Genomic DNA, 20,447 nt, shown 5'->3' with positions numbered 1-20,447 from the left:
CATGGCTCACTCACCCGACGACGCACGCACCGACCCGGCGGAGTTCTGGGAAGCCCGCTACCTCACCCACCGGGGCGAGAACGGGTCGATGTGGACCGGGCACGTGAACGCGGCGGTCGAGCGCGAAGTCTTGGGTCTTACTCCTGGCACCGCGCTCGAGCTCGGCAGCGGCGAAGGCGGGGATGCCCTGTGGTTGGCCGCCCAGGGCTGGACCGTGACCGCCGTCGATATCTCCTCGAATGCGCTCGCGGTCGGAGCGGCGAAGGCGGCCGAGCTCGGACTCGCCGACCGCATCACGTGGGTGCAGGCGGATCTGGCGACGTGGCATCCGTCGGCGGAGTACGACCTCGTGACGTCGGCGTTCCTGCACTCCCCCGTCGAGCTGCCGCGCGAGGAGATCCTGAGGCGCGCGGTGACGGCAGTGGCACCCGGCGGGCGGTTGCTCGTCGTCGGGCACGGGGCGTTCCCGCCCGGAGCCAGCCATCACGACCAAGAGGACGCTCCTCCGCTGCCCTCACCCGATGAGGTGCTCGCCGCGCTCGAGCTGCCCGAAGGGTGGGTTGTCGAGACAAGCGCGTTCGTGGCGCGGGAGGTCGAGTGGCGCGATCAGGGGACGGTCACGCTGACCGACTCGGTTCTGCGGGTGCGTCGGGACTAGCGCCGCCAGCTTGCACCACGACGGCGATGTCTGGGTCTCCCGTTACCTTGATCGACGCCAGCGTTTGCTGGCTTGAGTCAAAGGAGACGACATGAAGGTATCGCCGTATTTCTCGGTCGAGCAGAGCGACCCGGACGTCCACCACGACCAGAGCACCTGCCCGTCCGGGCAGCAGATCCTGTCGTTCAACAAGCGGTCCGGGACGAACGGCTGGCCCTTGTGTAAGCACTGTCGCGATATGTGAGCAAGCCGGGGTGGGGGCTGGCAGGCGTCCTCACCCCGCGGCACCCATCCTCAACGGGCCAACCCCCATCACATTCGTCCCCTGAGGCCCCGCCGGACACTCCAGGAGCCACCCCTCCCCGGCACCGCGGCGACCTCGCCATAGGGTCGAAGCATGGGGGCTAACACGAAACGGATCTTGATCGCGGCTGCCTTGGCAGGGGCACTTTGGCTCCTCAGCGGATACCTGCAGGTGGCAGCGGCGTCGAACGTCTACGTCACGCGGGCGCTGCAGGTGCTGGTGCCAACGCCGACCGATGCGCAGTTCTGGTCATGGGCGCAGCCGTGGGCATTCCTCGCGCTGCTCCTGGCGGGGGCCTGTGTTGCCACGGTGGTCTTCGTCGTGCTCGGCTGGGTCTCGCGCCGTGGTGCACCGGGCTTCGCGGCGGCGTGGTTCGCCTCGGTCGCTGGGGGCGCAGTCGTCGGGCTCTTCATCGACGGCATCGGCGTCTTGGGCTCCGTCGAGGTCGTGGGCTGGCGTGCCGTGCTCTACACAACGGTCGACTACGCCGTCGTGGGGGCATACTGGGGCCTCATTCAAGGCTGGATCCCGGCGATCGTCGCCTCCCGCCGGTCCGCGAACCCCACCCCAGCCCCGGCGCCGACCGCACCGCGCTGGCCGTGGGCGGTCGCGGTGGCCGCCCTCGTCGCCTTCGCGGTCACGGGCACAGTCGGATCGAGCGTCACGCAGGCTGCCGCCGTCGAGGCGCAGGCGCAGGCCGACGCCGAGACGCAGGCCGCCGCCGACCAGTACCTCGGGATGGGTGCGGTCCCTAACCCCGATGCCGTCGGCACCGCTACGCTGCTCACCGCGCCCACCGCGGTACCCCGCGACCCGTCGTGGTGCACGCCCGAGCAAGCCTCGGTGTTTCCCGGCACCGACGATGGCGCGACTGGTCACCGTGGCCTCAGCATCCGGCTCATGAACTTCTCCGACGCACCCTGCGTCGTCGAGGGCTACCCCGACGTGGCGTTCGGCGACCAGAACGGCCACGCGCTGAACGTGACGGTCGAGCGTGGCAGCTCGTTCATGACGTCGGATTTCGGACCCCAGCCGATCGAGGTTCCGGCGGGTGGTTACGCCATTGCCTACATCGGGTGGGATGCGAACGCGACGGCGGGTGCGCTCGTCGCCTCCACCGTGCTCACCGCCCAGGTGCCCGGCGACCCGCGTAGCGGCTCTACGGTCTCGCTCGACATCATCGAGGGTTCGACCGTCAAGGTCACCGCGTGGCAGCTCGACGAGCTCGGCCCCACGGACGGCGGGGACGGCTGACCGGCGGCAAGCTGCATGGCGTCGAGCCTCGCCCGCACCGTTTCGCGGATGCTTCGGCCCGTTCCCGCAGGACGGTGCGGCGGAGGCATCCAACCCCACGCTCCCCCGCGCCGGATCACGGGTGCCGCCCCTCCCACCCGCAGAACGGTGCGGCGGATCAGGGGCGTGCTACCCCTCAGCATCCAGCTTCATCTCGGGGCACGCTCCCCCGGGCTCCGTCGCGCGCTCGAAGTGCCAGCGCTCGTTCGCGTAGGTCTGGCAGATGCCGTACGCCGAGCCGTACTGGATGAGCCAGAGCTGCGCGTCCAGCGGGCCGATGTCGACGGCGTGGCCGGTGACGTGGCTCGAGCGTTCCGGGGTCGCGACGTACTGCCGAGCGGTTTCTTCGCTCCCGTAGAAGTCGACCGCGTCGTCGAACAGCCACCGCTGATAGTCATCGTCGCGCCACCCGCTCGTCACCTCGAACTCGATGCCGTCGGCGGCAGCATCCGTCTCGGCCTCTCTCATCGCGTCCGCCAGGGCGGGGTCGAGTCGCGCGATCGCGGGCAGGTCGTGGTCGGCGAGGGTGACCTCGGTGTCTCCGGAGATGAGTCCGTCGTCGGCGGTCGGTTCGAACGGTAGAAGCGGCGCGAGCGGCGCGATCGGGCGCACGGCCGCAGCGAAGGTGCCGGTCACGAGCAGCGTGACGACGATCGCGAGCAGAGCTGCGACGACCGCTCCGACCACGATGAAGGCGACGCGACGCTTGCGGATGGATGGGCGAACGGCGGGGACGGGGGTTGCGACGTGGAACATGCTGCCCAGTTCACGCGGGCGCGTGTTGCCGGGGCGTTTGGGGATCTCGATATGGCGGCGATACATCGCCGAGCAAGGGCGGGAGGTGGCGACCACCGCCGCCGCCTCGCCTGCGGGGCGAACCGTGACACAGTCGGCGCCGGTGCCGGAGAATCTTCTCGACCGCGTTCGGCGACGCGCGGCAGAATCGGCATGGCGTGAGCCCACGCCCGACCTCCCGAGGGATGGAACAGCGAGATGAAGGCAGCACAGTTCGGTCGGTTCGGCGGTCCCGAGGTTCTCGAGATCGTCGATCTTCCCGAGCCGCACGCGGGCCCTGGCGAGGTGCGCATCCAGGTACACGCGGCGGGAGTCAACGCGAGCGATTGGAAGAAGCGCTCCGGGGAGATGGATCAGGAGCTGCCGCAGACGATGGGCTACGAAGCCGCGGGTGTCGTCGATGAGATCGGTGCAGGCGTCGCGGGGGTGGGTCTTGGTGACCGGGTCGTCGGCGTCGGAGGTGTTGGGGCGGCGCAAGCGGAGTTCGCCGTCCTGTCGACGTGGGCTCCCATTCCCGCGTCAGTGAACTTCGTCGAGGCGGCCGCACTGCCCTCGACGGTCGAGACCGCCGCCCGCGCCCTTGATCAACTCGGCGTCACGGCCGGAAGCACCGTGCTGATCAACGGCGCGTCCGGGAGCATCGGCAGCGCCGCCGTGCAGTTCGCCGTGGAGCGCGGTGCTCGTGTCATCGGCACCGGAAGCCCGGCGACCCACGACTATCTGCGGAGCCTCGGTGCGGAGCCCGTCGCCTACGGCGCAGGGATGAGCGCCCGAGTGCGGGCACTCGCCCCCGACGGGGTGGACCTCGCTCTCGACGTCGCCGGCAGCGGTGTGCTGCCGGAACTCATCGACCTCGCCGGCAGCGCGGACAACGTGGTCACGATCGCCGATTTCCCGGGCGCGAAGCAGTACGGCGTGCGGTTCAGTCGCGGCAACGAAGGACGCGCGGAGTACGCGATCGCCGAGGCGATGCAGCGGGTCGGCGAGGGAACGTTCCGCATCCCGGTGGGGCAGACGTTTCCTCTGGAAGATGTCGCCGAGGCGCACCGGGTCGGCGAGTCCGGCGCCGTCCGCGGCAAGCTCATCCTGACGGTCGGCTGATCTCCGGACAGAAGCCAGCCGCTCCGTCGGCTGTCATCGTGCCGGTCGGCGCGACCCGGCGACCACCGCGAGGACCGACGCCAGAACGAGACCACGCCGGCCCCTTGCGCCAGCGTGAGTGACTCGCCCGCGGCGACGGCACCGATGCTGAGGGCGACGAGCGGGCTGAGCAGACCCAAGAACGCGGGAACCCGCGTGGGCAGGCGAGCGATGCCGCGGAACCACAGCAGGTAGGCCACGGCCGTGCCCGCCACCGTGAGGTAGGCGTACCCGACGAGGTTGACGAGCGAGGGTGCCTGTGCGGGCAGCGGTTCGATGATGGCGGTCAGCAGGGCGAGGAAGAGTCCGCCCGCGATGAGCTGCCAGGAGGTGAGCGCAAGTGCTGACGGACCGCCCGCCCACCGCTTCGTCAGCACCACCCCGACCGCCATCGACACGGCGCCGGCGGCGGCCGCGGTGACTCCGAGCGGGTCGAGTGCGCTCGGTGCCTGCAGCACGATGAGGGCCACGCCGAAGAGCCCCGCACCACCGGCAACGATGACGACGCCGGTGAGACGCTCGGACAGGAACCGGGACGCGAGCGTGGCGACGAGCAGCGGCTGGATCGCGCCGATGACGGCCGCAACGCCGCCGGGAAGGCGATCAGCCGCAATGAAGAGGAAGGCGAAGAACGCGCCGATGTTGAGCGTGCCGAGAACGGCGGCCTTCCACCACCACTCTCCCCGCGGCCGTCGTCGAGCAACGAGCAGCAAGATGATGCCCGCCGGCAGAGCGCGCACGGTCGCGGTCAACAAGGGATGACCGCCGATGAGGAACGCCGTGGACGTGAAGTAGGTCGTTCCCCACAGCATCGGCGCGAGCGCGGTCGCGAAGACAAGCCCCATTCGATTGCTAAGCACTTAGTCATTGTATCTCAGTGCTTAGCAATATGCTGGGGTCATGGACCACGTCGATCGCATCCTGAGCCAGTGGGAGTCGGAGAGACCGGAGCTCGATGTCTCGCCCATGGCGGTCATCGGCCGATTGAGTCGCGCCGCGGCGGCGGTCGAAGCGCGACTCGCAGCGACGTTCTCTCAACACGGCATCGACGCCGCGACCTTCGACGTGCTCGCGACTCTTCTTCGTCAGGGCGCGCCCTACCAAGCCACTCCCGCTGCGCTCGCCGCCGAAAGCATGATCACGTCGAGCGCGGTCGCGCAGCGCCTGAACCGCCTCGAAGCCCTCGGGCTCGTCGCCCGCGAGCCGAATCCCGCTGACAAGCGCGGGAAGTTCGTCCGGCTGACGGACGCCGGTCGCCGCCTCGTCGACGAGGTACTCCCCCACCATCTCGCAACGGAGGAAGAGGTGCTCGCGCCTCTGTCAGCGCGCGAGCGCGCGACGTTGGCCGAGCTTCTCAGCCGGCTCGGGCCGGCGGAGACGATCTAGGCGGAGTGGTCGTCGACGTCGGGCTCGGCCCGCGCGATGTCGGCGATCTCTTCTTCCGGACGCGGCGCGACGTTCTCGTCGACCTCAAGCTCGGGGACGCTCGGCTCGTCAGCAGCCGGGATGTGGTGGGAGGAAGACATGGCGCACCCTTCGGTCGGCGACCTTCACATCGTAGGCGCGTTCATTCCGGGGCCATGGAGGGGAGCGTCGGAGATCAGGAGGCCCCACCACCCGGCTCCTTCGCCTTGACGCCCCGAACCGCACGCTCGATCTTGAGTAACTGAAGGGAGAGCTCCTCCTCGAGACTCTCGAGGTCTACCGCGTAATCGTCAGGCGACGTTTCGCTGTTCTCCAGGAACCTGTCACATGCCCGGGTCATCTCCGACAGCGGCTGCTCGATCTTCGGCAGCTGTCTCGAGTGCTCCCTCGCCAGGAGGATGTCCTCACGCAGAGCGGCGACGCTTGCGACGGCCGACCGGTAATCGTCGAGATCCCCGGCGCCCGACATGTCGACGCCTTCTCCCGCGAACGCCCGGTTTCGATGCACCGACTCGACAAGGGAGCGCAAGGACCTCTTCTCGTTGAGCCGCACGCGCCCGAGGTAGGTCAAGAACCCCAGCAGCACAGTCACGAGCGCGCCGATGACGGCGACCAGCACGTCAGGCCAGAATGTGTCCCACATCGGGTTCCCTCGGTTCCTTGGTGCGTCCGTTCATTGCCTCTGCCGACTCTCCGTCCGGTGCTGCCTGCGGCGAGGCGGGTCGAAGCCCGCCCCGCCGCAGTGCGTCAGTACCCGACGGCCGCGACGCCGAACTCGGCCTCGGCCTGGGTGAACCCCTCGAACAGCAGCTGATCGATCAGCCCCTGCCGGGAGAACGAGGTGTAGTCGATGTACGACTGCGCCTTCTCGGCGGCTTCCTGGTTCCAGTCGGGCGCGATGGAATCGACCGCGAACGTGGCGTCCTCGTTCGAATAACCCTCGAACTCGAGCTGGGCGATCAGGCCGGTGCGCGAAAAGCCCGTGTAAGCGAGGTAGTTCTCACCATCGCTCACGGCGTTCTGCTGACCCATCGACTGGGCCGGCTTCTCCTCCAGGGTGAGGGTGACATCGCTGCCTTCCGGCACTTCGGTCGCGCCCGCGGGAGACACCGCGGTGACGATCGCGTCGGGAAGGCCCGTGTAGACGGGATTCAGGCCGAGGACGATCAGCTCGGTGGCCGCCTCGAGTGCCGTCATCCCGACGAGCGACGACGGGACGGCGACCATCGCCGGTTCGGGCTCTTCGGCCGGTTCTTCGACGGCGGCCTCTTCTTCGTCGGCCGTCGCAGCGTTGGAGGGAGCGGCCACAGCCGGTCGGTCCCCGCCGCCACCCGTCAGCGCGGCGGCGCCGACCGCGCCCACGATGATGACGGCTGCGGCAATGGAGCCGCCGATGATCCACGTCTTCTTGCTCGACGCCTGGGCGGGAGCTGCGGCGACCGGACGGGTCTGCTGCGTCCACGCCGTCCCGTCGAAGTAGCGCTCGACTCCGGCATCCGCCGCATCCGGATACCAGCCCCCCGGGTGCGAGCCCGATGCCAGCACCTCCGTGGGCTGCGCCTCGACGAAAGGTGCCGTTACCGGCGCCGCGACCGGCGCCACAGGCTCCGCGACCGGCGCCGCCGGCTCAGCGACGGGCGCTGCCGCCGGCAGGATCCGCGTCTGCTGGGTCCAGCCGGCACCGTCGTAGTACCGCTCGGTTCCGGGGTTCTTCTCATCCGGGTACCACGCAGCGGCGTACGTCGCCGTCGGTGCGACCGGCTCGGCAGCCGCGAGCGGCCGCGTCTGATCGGTCCACGCCGCGCCGTCCCAGTACCGTTCGGCGCTCTGATTGCCGGCGTCCGGATACCACCCGGCGTCGTGCGTGTTTCCGCTTCCATTGGACGTAGTCATGACGAATATCCCCCCTCGAATACAAGCCACCCCGATTGGTCTGGCCCCCCTGTTGCAACGGCCACCGACCCGAGTCGCTGCGATGAGCCCCACGCGTTCGATCGAGGAGCGTCTTCGCTCTCCACCGACGTGCGAGTCCACCGCTTCATGGCGCGCGTCGCTCACTCTATCCATGCGCACGGACGCGCGGGCATCCGCACACTGACACCACGGCCCCGATCCGCTGGCCCGGCCGTAGATTTGCCCCATGGGCGACGACGACCGCACTCGCGACGCCGCGTTCTCGCGCGGCGATGACGAGCTGCGGATGCTGCGTGCCCGGGCGTACGGGCCGGATGCCGTCCTGCTCTCCGACGCCGATGCCCAGCGGTTGTCGCAGCTCGAAGGTCAGGGCGTCATCGCCAGCGAGACCGAGCCTCCGCCCACGGACGTCGCCGTGCCCGTGTCTTCCCCCGAGGCCCCCCGCGCAGCTCGACGCCGGTGGCTCGTGCCGGCCCTCTGGGCGGGATCGCTCGTCGCAACGGCGGCCATCGCGATCACCATCACCGCAGCGGTCACTCCACCCGCTCCCCCGCCCGCCGAGACTGGGGCGACGCCGGTCACGCGACTGAGCGAAGACGTCACCTGGGACGTGCCCCGGTTCTTCGGCTCCGACGGCTCGCTCAACGTGAAGGGGTACCAGGACTTCTACGGCCTGCGCGTGATCCTCGGCACCTACGGCGAGCGCCGCGAGTCGTCACAGGTCGACGAGTGCCTGTCGGTGATCGAAGCAACGGATGCTGTCACCGCTACCGTCGACAACTTCTCGGGCAACATCTACTCGGGCTGCGCGGCCGACGCCTTCCCGGCCCGGGTCGCCTTCAACGTCACCGTCGAGCTGCCGAGAGAGCTGCGCGAGGAATTCCCCGAAGGATCGGCGCTCGAGTTCGTCTTCGACCGGGCCAGCGGCGATGTCTTCGTCTACAGCTCCAGCGCGTCCGCCCCGGGCGAGTGACCATACGCCCGCGATACATGCCCCGACCTAGGCTGATGCCATGCGCGTGCTGATCGTCGAGGACGAGCTCTATCTCGCCGAAGCGATCCGCGACGGCCTGCGCCTCGAGGCGATCGCGGCCGACATCGCCGGCGACGGCGATACCGCGCTCGAGCAACTCGCGATCAACACCTACGACGTGGTCGTGCTCGACCGTGACATCCCCGGACCCAACGGCGACGAGATCGCCCGTCAGTTGGCCGGGGCGCCGGCATCCCCCCGCGTGCTCATGCTCACCGCCGCCGACCGCCTCGATGACAAAGCCAGCGGCTTCGAAAGCGGAGCCGACGACTACCTCACCAAGCCCTTCGCCCTGCGCGAGCTGGTGCTGCGGCTGCGGGCACTCGGGCGCCGGCCCGCAGCATCCACTCCCCCGGTGGTGGAGATGTCGGGCGTGCGGCTCGACCGCTTCCGTCGCGAGGTGTACCGCGACGGGCGCTACATCAACCTCACGCGCAAGCAGTTCGCCGTGCTCGACGTGCTGATGACCGCGGGCGGCGGTGTGGTCAGCGCGGAGGATCTGCTCGAGCGCGCGTGGGATGAGAACGCCGACCCCTTCACCAACGCCGTCCGCATCACGATCTCGACGCTGCGCAAACGCCTCGGCGAACCGTGGGTCATCGACACGGTGCCCGGCGTCGGCTACCGGATGACCGCGGGCCACAGTGCGAACCAGGAAGAATGAGCGGATGCCGCAGTATCCCGACGAAGATCTGCCGGTCTCCTCCGTTCTTCCTCCCCTCCCGGCGGCGCTCGACGCGTGGTTCACGCTGATCGCCGAGCTGCCGACGGACTCGGAGCTGGTCTTCGACGGCGTCGTGCTCGACAACCTCGGCGTGGTCGACGCGGAGGCAGCTCGACGCGCACTCATCGGGTACCGCTTCGTCTTCGAGAACGACAAGTGGGTCGACACCGTCGAGCGGGGCGAGTGGCGCGAGAGCTGGATCGTGCTCGATTCCCTCAGCGCCGATCCCCTCATCGCCGACATCTCGGCCCCCGAGGTGCCGGTGCTCCAGGACGAGCACGGGCGCGGCCGGTGGGAGCCCCAACCCGCCGCGCCGACTCTCGCCGCGTTCATCGCCCAGCTGGAACGCGTCGATGACCTGCCAGGCCCACCGCCCTTCGACGAATCGCTCTTCTCCTGGTCGGTGTGGGCCGTCGATCTGGGTCCGTCGCCGCTCAAGACACTGATCTCCCTCTCGAACTGGCCGCTCTTCCCGACGTACGAGCGTTCCGAGCTGCTGCGACTGCGTGCAAACCTGCCCGCGCAGCTGGCGAGCGGTCTCACGGAGACACTCGCGCAGTCGTCCGTCGACTTCGGCAAGCGCTCGGGCGCGACCTTCGAGGCCCGTACCTACCGCCGCGGATCGACGGGCGCGTTCGACGGCATCGACCTCGACGGCCTGTGGAACACGTCGCGGGACGACAACAATTACGGCGAGCCGGCAGCATCCGATCAGCTCATCGCGTCGGTCGAGGCCGAGATCGGGTTTCGGCTGCCCGACGCCTTCATCGAGCTTTCCCACAACCGCAACGGCGGTCTTCTGGCGCGCGGCGTCTTCCCGACCACGGTTCCCACCGGCTGGGCCGACGACCACGTGGCGGTCACCGGGATCTACGCCATCGGTCGCACGAGCCGGTACTCACTTGCGGGCGAGTTGGGCGCGACCTTCATGCGCGACGAGTGGGGTTATCCCGACTGGGGCATCGGCATCGCCGACACCCCGACCGCGGGCCACGAGCAGGTCATGCTCGACTACCGGGAGTGCGGCCCGAACGGCGAACCCCGGGTCGTCTACGTCGACCAGGAAGACGACTACAGCGTCGTCGTGCTCGCCCCCGATTTCGCCACGTTCATCCGCGGGCTCGTCACCGACGAGGAGTTCGAGAGCGACCCCGTGAATGCCTGACGTCACGGCCCGGCGACCCCGCCCGCGCGGGCTGTCTGTGCGCGCCCGCCTCGCGCTGAGTTATGCGGGGTTCCTCGTGCTGGCGGGCATCGCGCTGTTCGCCGTCGGGTTCTTCCTCCTGCGCTACATCCCCGAGGGCAACCTCTGGCTGGAGGACGGCACACCGATCCCCACCCGCGCCGACCTGATCGACGTGTTCGTGAAGTACGCGTGGTGGACACTGGGCGGCTTCGTCGTCTTCGGCCTCGTCGGCGGGTGGATCCTCGCCGGCATCGTCCTGCGACCGCTGCGTCGGATCACGGATGCTGCCGCCCGCGCCCGCGACGGAAACCTCGGCCAGCGCGTCGCCCTCCCCGGCGCCGGCGACGAGCTCACCGACCTCGCCGACACCCTCGACGCGATGCTCGACCGGGTCGAGCACACCCTCGCCGAAGAGCGCCGGTTCGCCGCGAACGCCTCCCACGAGCTGCGCACCCCGCACGCGATCATCCGCACGATGGTCGAAGTCGCCCAGGCCGACCCCGACGGGCGCGACGTCGACGTGCTGCTGCAGCGCATCGGCACCACGAACGATCGCGCGATCGCGACCACCGAGGCCCTCCTCGCCCTCGCACGCGTGGGCCGCGGCGACCGGGTCCAGACCGAGTCGCTCGACCTGTCCGAGCTGGTCTCGACAGCGCTCGCGGAGGTGCAGGCGGATGCTGCGGCCCGCAGCATCCGGGGTCAGGTGTCGCTGGTTCCCGCCTCGGTGACGGGCAACCGGGCGCTGCTGGCACAGCTGGCCGGCAACCTGCTGCACAACGCGATCGTGCACAACGAGGTGGGCGGATGGGTGCGCGTCGCCGTCACCCCGGGTGGTGCCTGGACGGCGCTGGTGGTGGAGAACAGCGGAGCGGTGATCGACGGCGCCCTCGCCGCGACCCTGACCGAGCCGTTCGTGCGCGGCGCCGGGCGTACGCGCAGCGACAGAGGCCATCAGGGCGCCGGTCTCGGGCTCGCGATCGTCGCATCGATCGTGCGCGCGCACGACGGAGCGCTCGACGTCACCGCCCGCGACGACGGCGGACTGCGCGTTCGGGTCGTACTCCCCCGCTGACAGGCGAGTGGCGGTGCGCCACTATGGAGCGATGAGCCGCGTTCGTGCCGACCTCTTCTCCTCGCTCGACGGCTTCACCGCGGCACCCGAAGCCGGCTCGGACAACCCGATGGGCGACGACTGGGAGGCCCTCACGGCGGCGTATGCGGCCACCCGCACGTTCCGCGAAAAGGTCTTCGGCGACACCACCGGGGCAGGGACGACCGGCCTGGACGACGCCTACGCGTCGGCGTTCTTCACGGGTGTCGGAGCCGAGATCATGGGCGCCGCCATGTTCGGACTGCACGCGAACCCGGATGACCCCGACTGGAAGGGGTGGTGGGGCGAGGAACCGCCGTTCGGGTGCCCGGTCTACGTGCTCACGCACTCCGCACCGCGACCCTCGATCACGATGGCGGGCGGCACCACCTTTCATTTCCGCACGGGCTCGATCGAGGACGTCCTCGGCGAGGCGACCGCCGCTGCGAACGGTCTGGATGTGCGCATCGGGGGTGGAATCCGCACGGCGCACGAGTTTCTCCGCGCGGACCTCGTCGACGACCTGCACATCGCTCTCGCGCCTATCGTGCTCGGCCGCGGGAACCTCATGTGGGAGGGGCTCCGAGGGTACGAGCTCACGCGCGCCGTGACGTCCGAAGTCTCGGAGAGCGGCGTCGTTCACGTCACGTTCACGCGCTGAACCCTCGCTGAGCGTTCCATTCAGCCCGCGGGTCGAGAGCGGACTGCGGGTGCTGGTCGTCCCTCCCGCTGACGGGGATCGGAGTCGGTGGCCAGGGATAGCCTCCGTGCATGGCAGACGTAGCTTCGTTCACCATCCCGGTGGACCCCTCAGAGCTCGAGGATCTCCGGTCGAGGCTCCGCGGCACACGCGCCGCGCGCCCGCTCGGCGAGGGCTGGTCGGATGGGATGGATGCTGACTACCTGGCGTCGTTCGTTCGCTCGTGGTCCGAGCACTTCGACTGGGTGGCCACCGTCGAAGCGCTCAATCGCCTCCCCCAGAAGCTCGTCCGCCTGGCGGACGCGGACGTCCACGTCTTCCACATCCGCGGCCGATCAGGTGATCCGCTGCCCCTGGTGTTGACCCACGGGTGGCCGAGCTCGTTCTTCGAGTTCCTCCCGCTCATGACGGCGTTGACTGACCCGTCATCCGTCGGAGGTGATCCGGCCGATGCGTTCGACATCGTGATTCCGAGCCTGCCGGGGTTCGGCTACTCGACGACTTTCACTTCGGGCGCCACAACCCCGCCGCGGATCGCTGCGCTGTGGGTCGAGGTGATGCACGCGCTCGGCTACACGCGGTTCGGAGCCTACGGCGGCGATATCGGTGCGCACGTCACGAATTTCCTCGGCGCTGAATACCCCGAGCACGTGATCGGGGTCGTCACGCACCATCCTGAGCTTCATCCCGAGATCCACCCCGGCGTGCCGCTGTCGGCGCCCGAGCGAACTTACCTCGAGAGCAGAACCCACCCCGACGGCGCAGCCGACGGCAGCTACGCCGAGGTGCAGGCGGGCCGGCCGGCGACCCTCGCGGCCGCACTCGCGGATTCCCCCGCCGGGCTGGCAGCCTGGCTGCTCGACAAGTACCACGCCTGGGCGGACGGCGATCTCGCGAGCACCATCGACTCAGAGGCTCTGCGCAGCATCCTCACCCTCTACTGGACGACGAACACGATTTCGACGTCCTTCCTCCCCTACCGCGACGATCCGGCCACGCCGGCACTGCCTCCGGTCACGGTGCCCGCCGGCATTCTGCTGACCCCGGAAGACCGCCTCTATCCTCGCGAGTTCGCCGCGCGCACCTACACCGACATCAGACTCTGGGAAGGCACTGGCCCCGGCGGCCATTTTCTGGGTCTCGAGAACCCTGATCGACTCGTGCGCAGCCTTCGAGACTTCTTTCGGCCACTGCGCGAGCACCCCTGATATCGCTCATGCGGGCGTCGACTCGCGCTGATTCCGACCCCCGGTAGGAGGCCCGTAAGACAGGTGTCGGAACCTTCCTTCGACCCATGAAACGGGGGCGCTCATCGCGGTACCGTGAGGCCATTCCCCCCTTGACCGAGGGTTGGGAACGCCCCTGAGTCGGCCCGAGTTCGGCGGGGCACGACGTGAAACTGGAAGGTTGATCATGCCATTTGTGACCACCGAAGACGGTACCGAGATCTACTTCAAGGACTGGGGCGACAAAGACGCCCAGCCCATCTACTTCCACCACGGTTGGCCGCTGTCGGCCGATGACTGGGACGCACAGATGCTCTTCTTCCTCGCGAAGGGCTACCGCGTCATCGCGAGCGACCGCCGCGGCCACGGCCGCTCCACGCAGACGAGCGTCGGCAACGACATGGACCACTACGCCAGCGACGTGAACGCTGTCGTCGAGTTCCTCGACCTGCGCAACGCCGTCCACATCGGCCACTCCACCGGCGGCGGCCAGGTCGCCCGCTACGTCGCCAAGTTCGGCGAGCCCCAGGGCCGCGTGGCCAAGGCCATCCTCGTCTCCTCCGTTCCCCCGCTGATGGTGCAGACCCCCGGCAACCCCGACGGCACGCCCATCTCGGTCTTCGACGGCTTCCGCGCCGCTCTTGCCGCGAACCGCGCCGAGTTCTACCAGGCTGTCGCCTCGGGCCCGTTCTACGGCTTCAACCGCCCCGACGCGACGGTGTCCGAGCCGGTCGTCAACAACTGGTGGCGCCAGGGCATGATGGGCAGCGCCCAGGCCCACTACACCGGCATCGCGGCGTTCTCCGAGACCGACCAGACCGACGACCTCAAGGCCATCACGGTTCCCGTTCTCGTCACCCAGGGCGACGACGACCAGATCGTGCCCTACAAGGACGCGTCGATCAAGCAGCACGAGCTGCTGGTCAACTCCGAGCTGAAGATCTACCCGGGCTACCCCCACGGCATGCTGACGGTCCACGCCGACGTCATCAACCCCGACCTGCTCGCTTTCATCCAGAAGTAAAGCTTCGGTCTGAACGACCGAACGGCGCACCCGGGCAAAACCTGGGTGCGCCGTTCGCGTTGTGCGGCGCGTCAGCCGGCGCTGACCTGCAGCTTGGTCATGAGGTCGAGCGTGTCGGCGTTCAACCAGTACTCGACGACCTTGCCGTCGGCGATGCGCAGGATATCGGTGCCGTGGAACGTCACCTCGGTGCCCACGGGAGCACCGGCACCCGGCAGACCGCCGCCGTAGTGTCCGGTGGCCGACCAGCGCACGACGACGTGGTCGCCGTCGACGAGGGGTCCGACCTCCACGGTGAAAGCCAGGTCGGACATCAGCGATCGCATCTGCTGAACGAAGTCGACCATCCCGGCGACGCCCTTCACGGCGCTTCCGTCGCCGCCGTCGAACATCGCGACGTGCACGCGGTTGTCTTCCGAGATGATCGCCTCGGCCACGGCGTAGTCGCCGTTCCAGAGCTGGAGCCAGGAGTCGACGAGCGTGCCGGCGGCCTCACGGGTGGTGGTGTCAGTCATGGTGTTCTCCTTCAGGTTGGGTGGGTCAGGGTGCGGCGTGCGGAGCGGGGTCGTTCGGAGTGGTCGTGTCGGTCCACTGGGTGAGCGCGACGATGAAGCCTTGCACGAGGCGTTCGAAACTGCGGTCGACATCCGCGCTCCAGGCGAAGGCTCCAGCGGTCTCGTACGAGACGAATCCGTGCAGGGTCGAGCGGAACGCGCGGATGGCGTCGATCGCGTCGTCGCCCTCGAGGTGGTAGGCGCTCAGGACGTCGGCGATGACCTGGATCGCCGCGAGCGAGACGGCCTCGTCTTCGACGTCGCCAGCGGCAGGCATCTGATTGGATGCTGCGTACCGGGCCGGATGCTCGAGAGCCCACGCGCGATAAGCGAACGACATCGCCGAGATCGCCCCCGCTCCCGACCGACCGGCCGATGCGCGGGCGAGCACCTCGCCGAGATCCCGCTTGGCGTGGACGGCGATCTCGCGGTGGAGGTCGGCGAGGGAGTCGATGTGTTTGTACAGCGAGGGCTGGCGAACACCCAGGCGCGCGGCGAGCGCGGCGAGGGTGAGCTTGCCGAGGCCCACCTCGTCGGCCAACACGGCCGCCTCCTCGCCGACACGATCGCGGGTGAGGCCGGCCCTAGGCATGCGTCGACTGTTCGTGGGGCGTGCCGGTCGGCTGTTGTGCCGCGGTGGTGGTGTGCATGAAGCTAACGCTACCCCTCAATGCAGCTATTGACAATAGCTAGCGGAAGAGTGACGATAGCTACACGGCCTCGGAAGCGAGATCGTCCACCGCTACCGAGGAGCCCACCATGAGCGTTCTACTCACCACCACGATCGACATCGACGCCACCCCCGAAGAGGTCTGGGCGGTGCTGACCGACTTTCCCGCCTACGGCCAGTGGAGCAACTTCTCCCGGATCGACGGCGTCGCCGAGTTGGGCACCACCCTCGCCATGCGCATGCCCGGCTTCAACTTCCGCTCCAAGGTCACGGTCGTGACGCCGAACGAGCAGCTGCAGTGGTCGGCCCATCTCTTCAGCGACCGGTTCTTCCTCGGCCAGCACACCTTCACCCTCACCGTGAACCCCGACGGCACCACCCGCGTGACGAACTCCGAGGAGTTCTCCGGCGCATCGGTGGTGCCGTTCCAGCGTCTCTTCTCCGGTAACAGCGAAGGTGGTTACGCCGCGTTCAACCGGGGCCTCAAGTCTCGCGTCGAGCAGCTCGCCGCCGTCAGAGCGTGACCGCGATCACTCCCGTGAGGAACAGGGTGACGGTGGTCGTCCACAGCACGATCGCGACACCCTGCCAGAGCAGCACCCGGCCCTTGGGAACGCCGACACCCACGAGCGCGGCGGCCGTGAAATGGGTCGGGAGCAGCAGGGGGCCGAGCAGGCTCACCCCGACGACGCCATACCGGTTGAACGCCCGCTGAAACTTCTCCATCCGCGCGGAGCGGGGCTTCACGGGCTTGGAGCGTGTCATCAAGGCCCGGATGCCGGCCCCGGCGAAGATCACGATGGCGACCGCCGCGAAGTTTCCGAGGGCACCGGCTACAGCGGATACGACCGGGTTGATACCGCCCACGATGCCGATGACCGCTGCACCCTCCCCCTCGATGAACGGCACGGCGCCGGCGAGGAACACGATCAGGGGTTGCACCCATTCGGGCAGTTGAGCGATGAGGTTCTGAAAACCGAGGATGAGGTCGGCGACGGGGTTCATGGTGAGCCTTTCCGGCATCGGGCCACGGGATGCGGCGGTGATTCCATCCCACTCGAGTCGCTCCGGCGGCGGCAGTGTTGCCGTGTCACGTCTTCACGGGAGGATGCGATCGCCCACCCATGACGAATGTCACGACCGTCTCCCGCGACGGTGCGCCCGCCGGTGCGCTGACCTAGCGTGGGGGCATGACCCCGCCTGCCGCAGATGCGAACGCCGTGAGCGCGAGCGTCGGCAACCGGGCTCTCGCCCGTGGCGTGACCGCCACGTGGTGGTACACCTTCTCGGGCGTGGTGGTCTTCGGCGCGGTGTCGTTCCTCCCCTGGATCGCCTGGCTGCTCGCCCGCTTCTCCGACAGCGAAGGCACCGCCTGGCGTGTGCCCGCCGGGCTGGCTGGTGTCGTGCTCGCTCTGGTCGGGGTCGCGGCATTGCTGCGCGACTACCGGGCGAACGTCCTCGCGGCGCGCGAGGGAGAACCTCGACGCTGGCAACCCGGCGACCTGGTGGGGTTCGGCGCGATGATCGCGGCTGCGGTGCTGCTGGGCGTCGCCACCTCTTCCTGGCTGGCGGCCGCCAGCATCCTGTCGTATGCCCTCAGCGTGCGGGCGTGGCCGCACGGCATCCGCTGGCGCGTCATCGTCGCGCTCACCGCGGTCATCGTCGCGCTGTGGATCGTCGAGGCTCCCGCGTGGGCGGGCGTCACCGACACTCGCGACGTCGTCCTCGTTCCTGCGGTGTTCGCGGTGCTGCTTCCGCTGACGTGCGCCTCGTCGCTGTGGTGGTGGGACATCGTCGTCGAACTCGACCGGGCGAGGGACGCCGAGAGCGCCCTGAGCGCCACCCGCGAACGGCTGCGCCTCGCCAACGACGTGCACGACCTGCAGGGCCACCATCTGCAGGTGATCGCCCTGCAGCTCGAACTCGCCGAGCGCCTGTTGCAACGCGACGACTCCGAGGGCGCGGCCCGCGAACTCACCCGCGCCCGCGCGGCTGTCGATGACGCCCGTCAGGGCACCCGCGACCTGGCTACCCGATTCCGCGGAGTTCCGCTGCCCGATGAACTCGACAACGCGGCCGACCTGCTGCGCTCGGCCGGCCTCGAGGTGCACGCCCGGGTCGACCCGGGCATCGCCGACGCGCCGGTCGACGTGCTGGGGCCCATCGTGCGCGAAAGCGTCACGAACGTGTTGAAGCACGGCGGCGGAAAGCGGGTCGACCTTTCTCTCGGACGCGTGGCCGACCGGTGGGTGTACCGGATCGCGAACGATGACCCCGCCGGCGACGAGATCGAGCGGGGTTCGGGGCTCGAGGGGATGGCCGAGCGGGCGGAAGCTGTCGGCGGCGAGGTGACCGTGCTGCGCGAGGGCACCTCGTTCGCGTTGACCGTGTCGCTGCCGACGGAGGGAGTGCCCGCATGATCCGCGTGCTGATCGCCGACGACGAAGACATGATCCGCACCGCTCTGGCATCACTGCTGCGCCTCGAAGACGACCTCGACGTCGTGGCCGAATGCCGCACCGGCACGGAAGCCGTGGAGCAAGCGCTGTTGCTCGCGCCCGACGTGTGTCTCCTCGACCTCGAGATGCCCGGGCTCGACGGGGTCGAGGTCGCCGAGCGGCTGCGCGGGCGCAGCAGCGCGCGCTGCATCGTCGTGACCCGCCACGCTCGACCGGGGGTGCTGCGACGCGCGCTGCAGGCGGGCGTCGACGGCTTCGTGCCGAAATCACGCCGCGCCGAGGAGGTCGCCGAGATCATCCGCCGCGTCGCCTCGGGCCGACGCTATGTCGACCCGGAGATCGCGGCCGACGCGCTGGCCGACGAGCGCAGCCCGCTCACCGACCGGGAGCTCGACGTGCTGCGCGCGGGCCGGCGGGGCGAGACCATCGCGCAGATCGCCGCGACCCTGCACCTGTCACCCGGCACCGTGCGCAACCACGTCTCGTCGGCGCTCGGCAAACTCGCGGTGCCGACCCGGCAGCAGGCGACCGTCGTCGCTCAGGAGCGCGGCTGGATCTGACGGGTTGTGCGGCGGACGGCCACCGCGAGCCAGCGGACCAGGGTGACCACGACGACGCCGATCGCGGCGCCGACGGTGTTGTAGAAGACGTCGTTCGGGTCGGGCACGCGGCCGGGGATCGAGGCCTGGGCGTACTCGACGGTGGCCGACAGGGCGAATCCGGCGAGGACGGCGAGCGGCCATAGGCGTCGGCTCAACAGCAGGGCGATCGTGGCGCCGAGCGGGAGGAACATCAGGGTGTTGAGCACGCGCTCGGCCTCACCGGAGGGCATCCAGGCGAGGAGCGGTTGGGCGACAGCATCCATCAGCCGCATGAATCCGCCGCGGGCGGGCGCGACGATCCGGCGCGGCGCGAGGGTCAGCGCGGCGACGGCGGCCGCCGCCATCAGGGCGGCCAGGATGCGGATGCTGCGGGTGGTGGTCGTCGGCATGGGGCGCCTTCCCGCCGGCCTCGGGAATGGCCGACAGGATCAGTCGACGCGCTGGGGTGTTGCGAGAGCGTATGCGGAACCCTCGGCCTGGCGGGTGGGCGGGCTGGTGCGGCGTGCGGGTGCGGGTCGGGCGGGCGCGGGGCGGGTGGGCGGGTGGGGCGGGTCGGGGTTCCGCGGGGCGGGTGGGTGTGGGGCGGGGGCGGGTGCATGGGCGCGTCGGCGTGAGCGGGCCGGCGCGCCGGAGTGTGTGCCGGGCGTGCGCACAACTTCGGAGGTTCTTCGCGACACGCCGTCGCCTCGGCGGCCCTCCCCGGCGTGTCGCCCAAGACCTCCGAAGTTGTGCGCGCGACGGGCGCCGGGTTCGCCGGAGCGCATCCACACCGGCTTTGCCGGCGGGCGCCTGCCTCCCTCGCCCGCGGGCGCACAACTTCGGAGGTTTTCCGCGACACGCCGTTGCCGTGGTGGCCGTCCTCGGCGCGTCGCCCAAGATCTCCGAAGTTGTGCGCGACATGCCGTGGCCTGGCTGCCGTCCTGGGCGTGCCGCCTGAGACCTCCGAAGTTGTGCGCGCGGCGGGGCCGCTATCGCGAGAGGACACGGACGATGACGAGCGGATGCTGCTCGGCTTACCCAGCGGGGAGAGGGCGGGCGCCTGCCTCCCTCGCCCGCGGGCGCACAACTTCGGAGGTTCTCCGCGACACGCCTTGGCCGTGGTGGCCATCCCCGGCGTGTCGCCCAAGACCTCCGAAGTTGTGCGCGCGACGGGGCCGGTATCGCGAGAGACAGGGACGATGACGAGCGGATGCTGCTCGGCTTAGCCGACGGGGCGGCTTACCCGGCGGGGAGGCTTAGCCGGCGGGGAGGCTTACCCTGCGGAGAGGGGGCGGCGCGTCACTCCGACCAGGCGGCGAGCTCGTTGCCGGCCGGGTCGACGAAGTGGAACCTGCGGCCACCGGGGAAGTCGTAGGTGTCGTGGACGAGGGTTCCCCCGGCGGCGAGCACGGCATCCTTCGCCGCATCCAGGTCTGCGACGTAGAGCACCGGTAGCGGGGCTCGCTGTTGGCGGTCGCCGCCCGTGCCGTTGACGGCGAGTGCTGTGCCAGCATCCGCCGTGTCGACGTAACCGGGTCCGTAGGAGGTGAAGCTCCATCCGAAGACGGCGGAGTAGAAGGCGCGGGCCGACTCGACGGCGGCGGCGTCGCCGGCGGGGAGTTCGATGAGGTCGAGACTGTTGGGTTCGGTCATGCGACCGTCTTACCA

23 protein-coding genes and 1 pseudogene are annotated in these 20,447 nt (G+C 69.5%); 14 read left to right on the top strand and 10 right to left on the bottom strand.

Features of this window, described 5'->3' with window-relative positions:
- Position 1: 1 nt before the first annotated feature.
- Complete coding sequence (locus tag ACFXP5_RS01190) at positions 2–658, top strand: SAM-dependent methyltransferase (RefSeq protein ID WP_394543190.1); 657 nt, start codon at positions 2–4, stop codon at positions 656–658.
- 397 nt (positions 659–1,055) lie between these two features.
- Entirely contained in the window at positions 1,056–2,216 is a 1,161-nt protein-coding gene (locus ACFXP5_RS01185; protein WP_394543189.1) for a DUF4232 domain-containing protein, read from the top strand.
- A 168-nt stretch (positions 2,217–2,384) separates the two neighbouring features.
- On the opposite strand, the gene ACFXP5_RS01180 is transcribed toward ACFXP5_RS01185, so the two are convergent.
- Positions 2,385–3,011: a M15 family metallopeptidase gene (locus ACFXP5_RS01180; RefSeq protein WP_394543188.1), complete on the bottom strand. Its 627-nt coding sequence runs from the start codon at positions 3,009–3,011 to the stop codon at positions 2,385–2,387.
- 237 nt (positions 3,012–3,248) lie between these two features.
- On the opposite strand from ACFXP5_RS01180, the gene ACFXP5_RS01175 reads away from it, so the two are divergent.
- The gene (locus ACFXP5_RS01175; RefSeq protein WP_394543187.1) at positions 3,249–4,151 is read left to right on the top strand and encodes an NADP-dependent oxidoreductase; all 903 of its coding nucleotides are present in this window, start codon (positions 3,249–3,251) and stop codon (positions 4,149–4,151) included.
- A 149-nt stretch (positions 4,152–4,300) separates the two neighbouring features.
- On the opposite strand, the pseudogene ACFXP5_RS01170 reads toward ACFXP5_RS01175, so the two are convergent.
- Positions 4,301–5,002 (bottom strand): annotated as a pseudogene (locus ACFXP5_RS01170) (EamA family transporter); the annotation flags it as partial.
- A gap of 88 nt (positions 5,003–5,090) precedes the next feature.
- Here ACFXP5_RS01170 and ACFXP5_RS01165 point away from each other — a divergent pair.
- Positions 5,091–5,576, top strand: coding sequence for a MarR family winged helix-turn-helix transcriptional regulator (locus tag ACFXP5_RS01165; RefSeq protein ID WP_394543186.1), 486 nt, complete (start codon positions 5,091–5,093; stop codon positions 5,574–5,576).
- Here the strand turns inward: ACFXP5_RS01165 and ACFXP5_RS01160 are convergent.
- From ACFXP5_RS01160 to ACFXP5_RS01150, 3 genes are all read right to left on the bottom strand, one after another.
- On the bottom strand, positions 5,573–5,716 hold the full coding sequence (locus ACFXP5_RS01160) for a hypothetical protein (protein ID WP_394543185.1): 144 nt from the start codon (positions 5,714–5,716) through the stop codon (positions 5,573–5,575). The genes ACFXP5_RS01165 and ACFXP5_RS01160 overlap by 4 nt on opposite strands.
- A 74-nt stretch (positions 5,717–5,790) precedes the next feature.
- Entirely contained in the window at positions 5,791–6,258 is a 468-nt protein-coding gene (locus ACFXP5_RS01155; protein ID WP_394543184.1) for a hypothetical protein, read from the bottom strand.
- 104 nt (positions 6,259–6,362) lie between these two features.
- The gene (locus tag ACFXP5_RS01150; RefSeq protein WP_394543183.1) at positions 6,363–7,508 is read right to left on the bottom strand and encodes a DUF2510 domain-containing protein; all 1,146 of its coding nucleotides are present in this window, start codon (positions 7,506–7,508) and stop codon (positions 6,363–6,365) included.
- 247 nt (positions 7,509–7,755) lie between these two features.
- Here ACFXP5_RS01150 and ACFXP5_RS01145 point away from each other — a divergent pair, with 247 nt between their 5' ends.
- From ACFXP5_RS01145 to ACFXP5_RS01115, 7 genes are all read left to right on the top strand, one after another.
- A complete protein-coding gene (locus ACFXP5_RS01145; RefSeq protein WP_394543182.1) occupies positions 7,756–8,502 on the top strand; it encodes a hypothetical protein in 747 nt (248 codons plus the stop codon).
- A gap of 40 nt (positions 8,503–8,542) precedes the next feature.
- On the top strand, positions 8,543–9,226 hold the full coding sequence (locus ACFXP5_RS01140; protein WP_394526267.1) for a response regulator transcription factor: 684 nt from the start codon (positions 8,543–8,545) through the stop codon (positions 9,224–9,226).
- A gap of 4 nt (positions 9,227–9,230) precedes the next feature.
- Positions 9,231–10,451 carry an SMI1/KNR4 family protein gene (locus ACFXP5_RS01135; protein WP_394543181.1) on the top strand — a complete coding sequence of 407 codons (1,221 nt, stop codon included), beginning with the start codon at positions 9,231–9,233 and terminating at the stop codon, positions 10,449–10,451.
- The gene (locus ACFXP5_RS01130) at positions 10,444–11,547 is read left to right on the top strand and encodes a sensor histidine kinase (protein WP_394543180.1); all 1,104 of its coding nucleotides are present in this window, start codon (positions 10,444–10,446) and stop codon (positions 11,545–11,547) included. Before ACFXP5_RS01135 ends, ACFXP5_RS01130 begins: the two co-directional genes overlap by 8 nt.
- Positions 11,548–11,578: 31 nt before the next feature.
- Positions 11,579–12,226 carry a dihydrofolate reductase family protein gene (locus tag ACFXP5_RS01125; RefSeq protein WP_394543179.1) on the top strand — a complete coding sequence of 216 codons (648 nt, stop codon included), beginning with the start codon at positions 11,579–11,581 and terminating at the stop codon, positions 12,224–12,226.
- A gap of 110 nt (positions 12,227–12,336) precedes the next feature.
- A complete protein-coding gene (locus tag ACFXP5_RS01120; RefSeq protein WP_394543178.1) occupies positions 12,337–13,473 on the top strand; it encodes an epoxide hydrolase family protein in 1,137 nt (378 codons plus the stop codon).
- A 205-nt stretch (positions 13,474–13,678) separates the two neighbouring features.
- Entirely contained in the window at positions 13,679–14,515 is an 837-nt protein-coding gene (locus ACFXP5_RS01115; protein ID WP_394543177.1) for an alpha/beta fold hydrolase, read from the top strand.
- Between the two features lie 71 nt (positions 14,516–14,586).
- Here ACFXP5_RS01115 and ACFXP5_RS01110 read toward each other — a convergent pair whose 3' ends face one another.
- Positions 14,587–15,030 carry an ester cyclase gene (locus tag ACFXP5_RS01110; RefSeq protein WP_394526259.1) on the bottom strand — a complete coding sequence of 148 codons (444 nt, stop codon included), beginning with the start codon at positions 15,028–15,030 and terminating at the stop codon, positions 14,587–14,589.
- A gap of 25 nt (positions 15,031–15,055) precedes the next feature.
- Positions 15,056–15,661, bottom strand: a complete 606-nt coding sequence (locus ACFXP5_RS01105; protein WP_394526258.1) for a TetR/AcrR family transcriptional regulator — start codon at positions 15,659–15,661, stop codon at positions 15,056–15,058.
- A gap of 167 nt (positions 15,662–15,828) precedes the next feature.
- On the opposite strand from ACFXP5_RS01105, the gene ACFXP5_RS01100 reads away from it, so the two are divergent.
- On the top strand, positions 15,829–16,263 hold the full coding sequence (locus tag ACFXP5_RS01100) for an SRPBCC family protein (protein ID WP_394526257.1): 435 nt from the start codon (positions 15,829–15,831) through the stop codon (positions 16,261–16,263).
- On the opposite strand, the gene ACFXP5_RS01095 is transcribed toward ACFXP5_RS01100, so the two are convergent.
- On the bottom strand, positions 16,253–16,744 hold the full coding sequence (locus tag ACFXP5_RS01095) for a small multidrug efflux protein (RefSeq protein WP_394543176.1): 492 nt from the start codon (positions 16,742–16,744) through the stop codon (positions 16,253–16,255). The genes ACFXP5_RS01100 and ACFXP5_RS01095 overlap by 11 nt on opposite strands.
- A gap of 185 nt (positions 16,745–16,929) precedes the next feature.
- Here ACFXP5_RS01095 and ACFXP5_RS01090 point away from each other — a divergent pair, with 185 nt between their 5' ends.
- Both ACFXP5_RS01090 and ACFXP5_RS01085 read left to right on the top strand, forming a co-directional pair.
- Entirely contained in the window at positions 16,930–18,159 is a 1,230-nt protein-coding gene (locus tag ACFXP5_RS01090; RefSeq protein WP_394543175.1) for a sensor histidine kinase, read from the top strand.
- A complete protein-coding gene (locus ACFXP5_RS01085) occupies positions 18,156–18,758 on the top strand; it encodes a response regulator transcription factor (RefSeq protein ID WP_394543174.1) in 603 nt (200 codons plus the stop codon). The genes ACFXP5_RS01090 and ACFXP5_RS01085 overlap by 4 nt, the downstream gene beginning before the upstream one ends.
- Here the strand turns inward: ACFXP5_RS01085 and ACFXP5_RS01080 are convergent.
- Together ACFXP5_RS01080 and ACFXP5_RS01075 are read right to left on the bottom strand one after the other, a co-directional pair.
- Entirely contained in the window at positions 18,737–19,189 is a 453-nt protein-coding gene (locus tag ACFXP5_RS01080) for a VanZ family protein (RefSeq protein WP_394543173.1), read from the bottom strand. The genes ACFXP5_RS01085 and ACFXP5_RS01080 overlap by 22 nt on opposite strands.
- A gap of 889 nt (positions 19,190–20,078) precedes the next feature.
- Positions 20,079–20,432, bottom strand: a complete 354-nt coding sequence (locus ACFXP5_RS01075) for a VOC family protein (RefSeq protein ID WP_394543172.1) — start codon at positions 20,430–20,432, stop codon at positions 20,079–20,081.
- Positions 20,433–20,447 lie beyond the last annotated feature (15 nt).

The organism is Microbacterium hanjuni (assembly GCF_043556395.1).
GTDB lineage: Bacteria > Actinomycetota > Actinomycetes > Actinomycetales > Microbacteriaceae > Microbacterium.
Note: the sequence above shows the minus strand (reverse complement) of the source record. Positions and strands in the feature narration are given on the sequence as shown.

Bases quoted from the DNA above. Each gene is read 5' to 3' on its own strand.
- ACFXP5_RS01190 (WP_394543190.1), top strand. From the start codon at position 2: ATGGCTCACTCACCCGACGACGCACGCACCGACCCGGCGGAGTTCTGG.
- ACFXP5_RS01185 (WP_394543189.1), top strand. From the start codon at position 1,056: ATGGGGGCTAACACGAAACGGATCTTGATCGCGGCTGCCTTGGCAGGG.
- ACFXP5_RS01180 (WP_394543188.1), bottom strand. From the start codon at position 3,011: ATGTTCCACGTCGCAACCCCCGTCCCCGCCGTTCGCCCATCCATCCGC.
- ACFXP5_RS01175 (WP_394543187.1), top strand. From the start codon at position 3,249: ATGAAGGCAGCACAGTTCGGTCGGTTCGGCGGTCCCGAGGTTCTCGAG.
- ACFXP5_RS01165 (WP_394543186.1), top strand. From the start codon at position 5,091: ATGGACCACGTCGATCGCATCCTGAGCCAGTGGGAGTCGGAGAGACCG.
- ACFXP5_RS01160 (WP_394543185.1), bottom strand. From the start codon at position 5,716: ATGTCTTCCTCCCACCACATCCCGGCTGCTGACGAGCCGAGCGTCCCC.
- ACFXP5_RS01155 (WP_394543184.1), bottom strand. From the start codon at position 6,258: ATGTGGGACACATTCTGGCCTGACGTGCTGGTCGCCGTCATCGGCGCG.
- ACFXP5_RS01150 (WP_394543183.1), bottom strand. From the start codon at position 7,508: ATGACTACGTCCAATGGAAGCGGAAACACGCACGACGCCGGGTGGTAT.
- ACFXP5_RS01145 (WP_394543182.1), top strand. From the start codon at position 7,756: ATGGGCGACGACGACCGCACTCGCGACGCCGCGTTCTCGCGCGGCGAT.
- ACFXP5_RS01140 (WP_394526267.1), top strand. From the start codon at position 8,543: ATGCGCGTGCTGATCGTCGAGGACGAGCTCTATCTCGCCGAAGCGATC.
- ACFXP5_RS01135 (WP_394543181.1), top strand. From the start codon at position 9,231: ATGCCGCAGTATCCCGACGAAGATCTGCCGGTCTCCTCCGTTCTTCCT.
- ACFXP5_RS01130 (WP_394543180.1), top strand. From the start codon at position 10,444: ATGCCTGACGTCACGGCCCGGCGACCCCGCCCGCGCGGGCTGTCTGTG.
- ACFXP5_RS01125 (WP_394543179.1), top strand. From the start codon at position 11,579: ATGAGCCGCGTTCGTGCCGACCTCTTCTCCTCGCTCGACGGCTTCACC.
- ACFXP5_RS01120 (WP_394543178.1), top strand. From the start codon at position 12,337: ATGGCAGACGTAGCTTCGTTCACCATCCCGGTGGACCCCTCAGAGCTC.
- ACFXP5_RS01115 (WP_394543177.1), top strand. From the start codon at position 13,679: ATGCCATTTGTGACCACCGAAGACGGTACCGAGATCTACTTCAAGGAC.
- ACFXP5_RS01110 (WP_394526259.1), bottom strand. From the start codon at position 15,030: ATGACTGACACCACCACCCGTGAGGCCGCCGGCACGCTCGTCGACTCC.
- ACFXP5_RS01105 (WP_394526258.1), bottom strand. From the start codon at position 15,661: ATGCCTAGGGCCGGCCTCACCCGCGATCGTGTCGGCGAGGAGGCGGCC.
- ACFXP5_RS01100 (WP_394526257.1), top strand. From the start codon at position 15,829: ATGAGCGTTCTACTCACCACCACGATCGACATCGACGCCACCCCCGAA.
- ACFXP5_RS01095 (WP_394543176.1), bottom strand. From the start codon at position 16,744: ATGAACCCCGTCGCCGACCTCATCCTCGGTTTTCAGAACCTCATCGCT.
- ACFXP5_RS01090 (WP_394543175.1), top strand. From the start codon at position 16,930: ATGACCCCGCCTGCCGCAGATGCGAACGCCGTGAGCGCGAGCGTCGGC.
- ACFXP5_RS01085 (WP_394543174.1), top strand. From the start codon at position 18,156: ATGATCCGCGTGCTGATCGCCGACGACGAAGACATGATCCGCACCGCT.
- ACFXP5_RS01080 (WP_394543173.1), bottom strand. From the start codon at position 19,189: ATGCCGACGACCACCACCCGCAGCATCCGCATCCTGGCCGCCCTGATG.
- ACFXP5_RS01075 (WP_394543172.1), bottom strand. From the start codon at position 20,432: ATGACCGAACCCAACAGTCTCGACCTCATCGAACTCCCCGCCGGCGAC.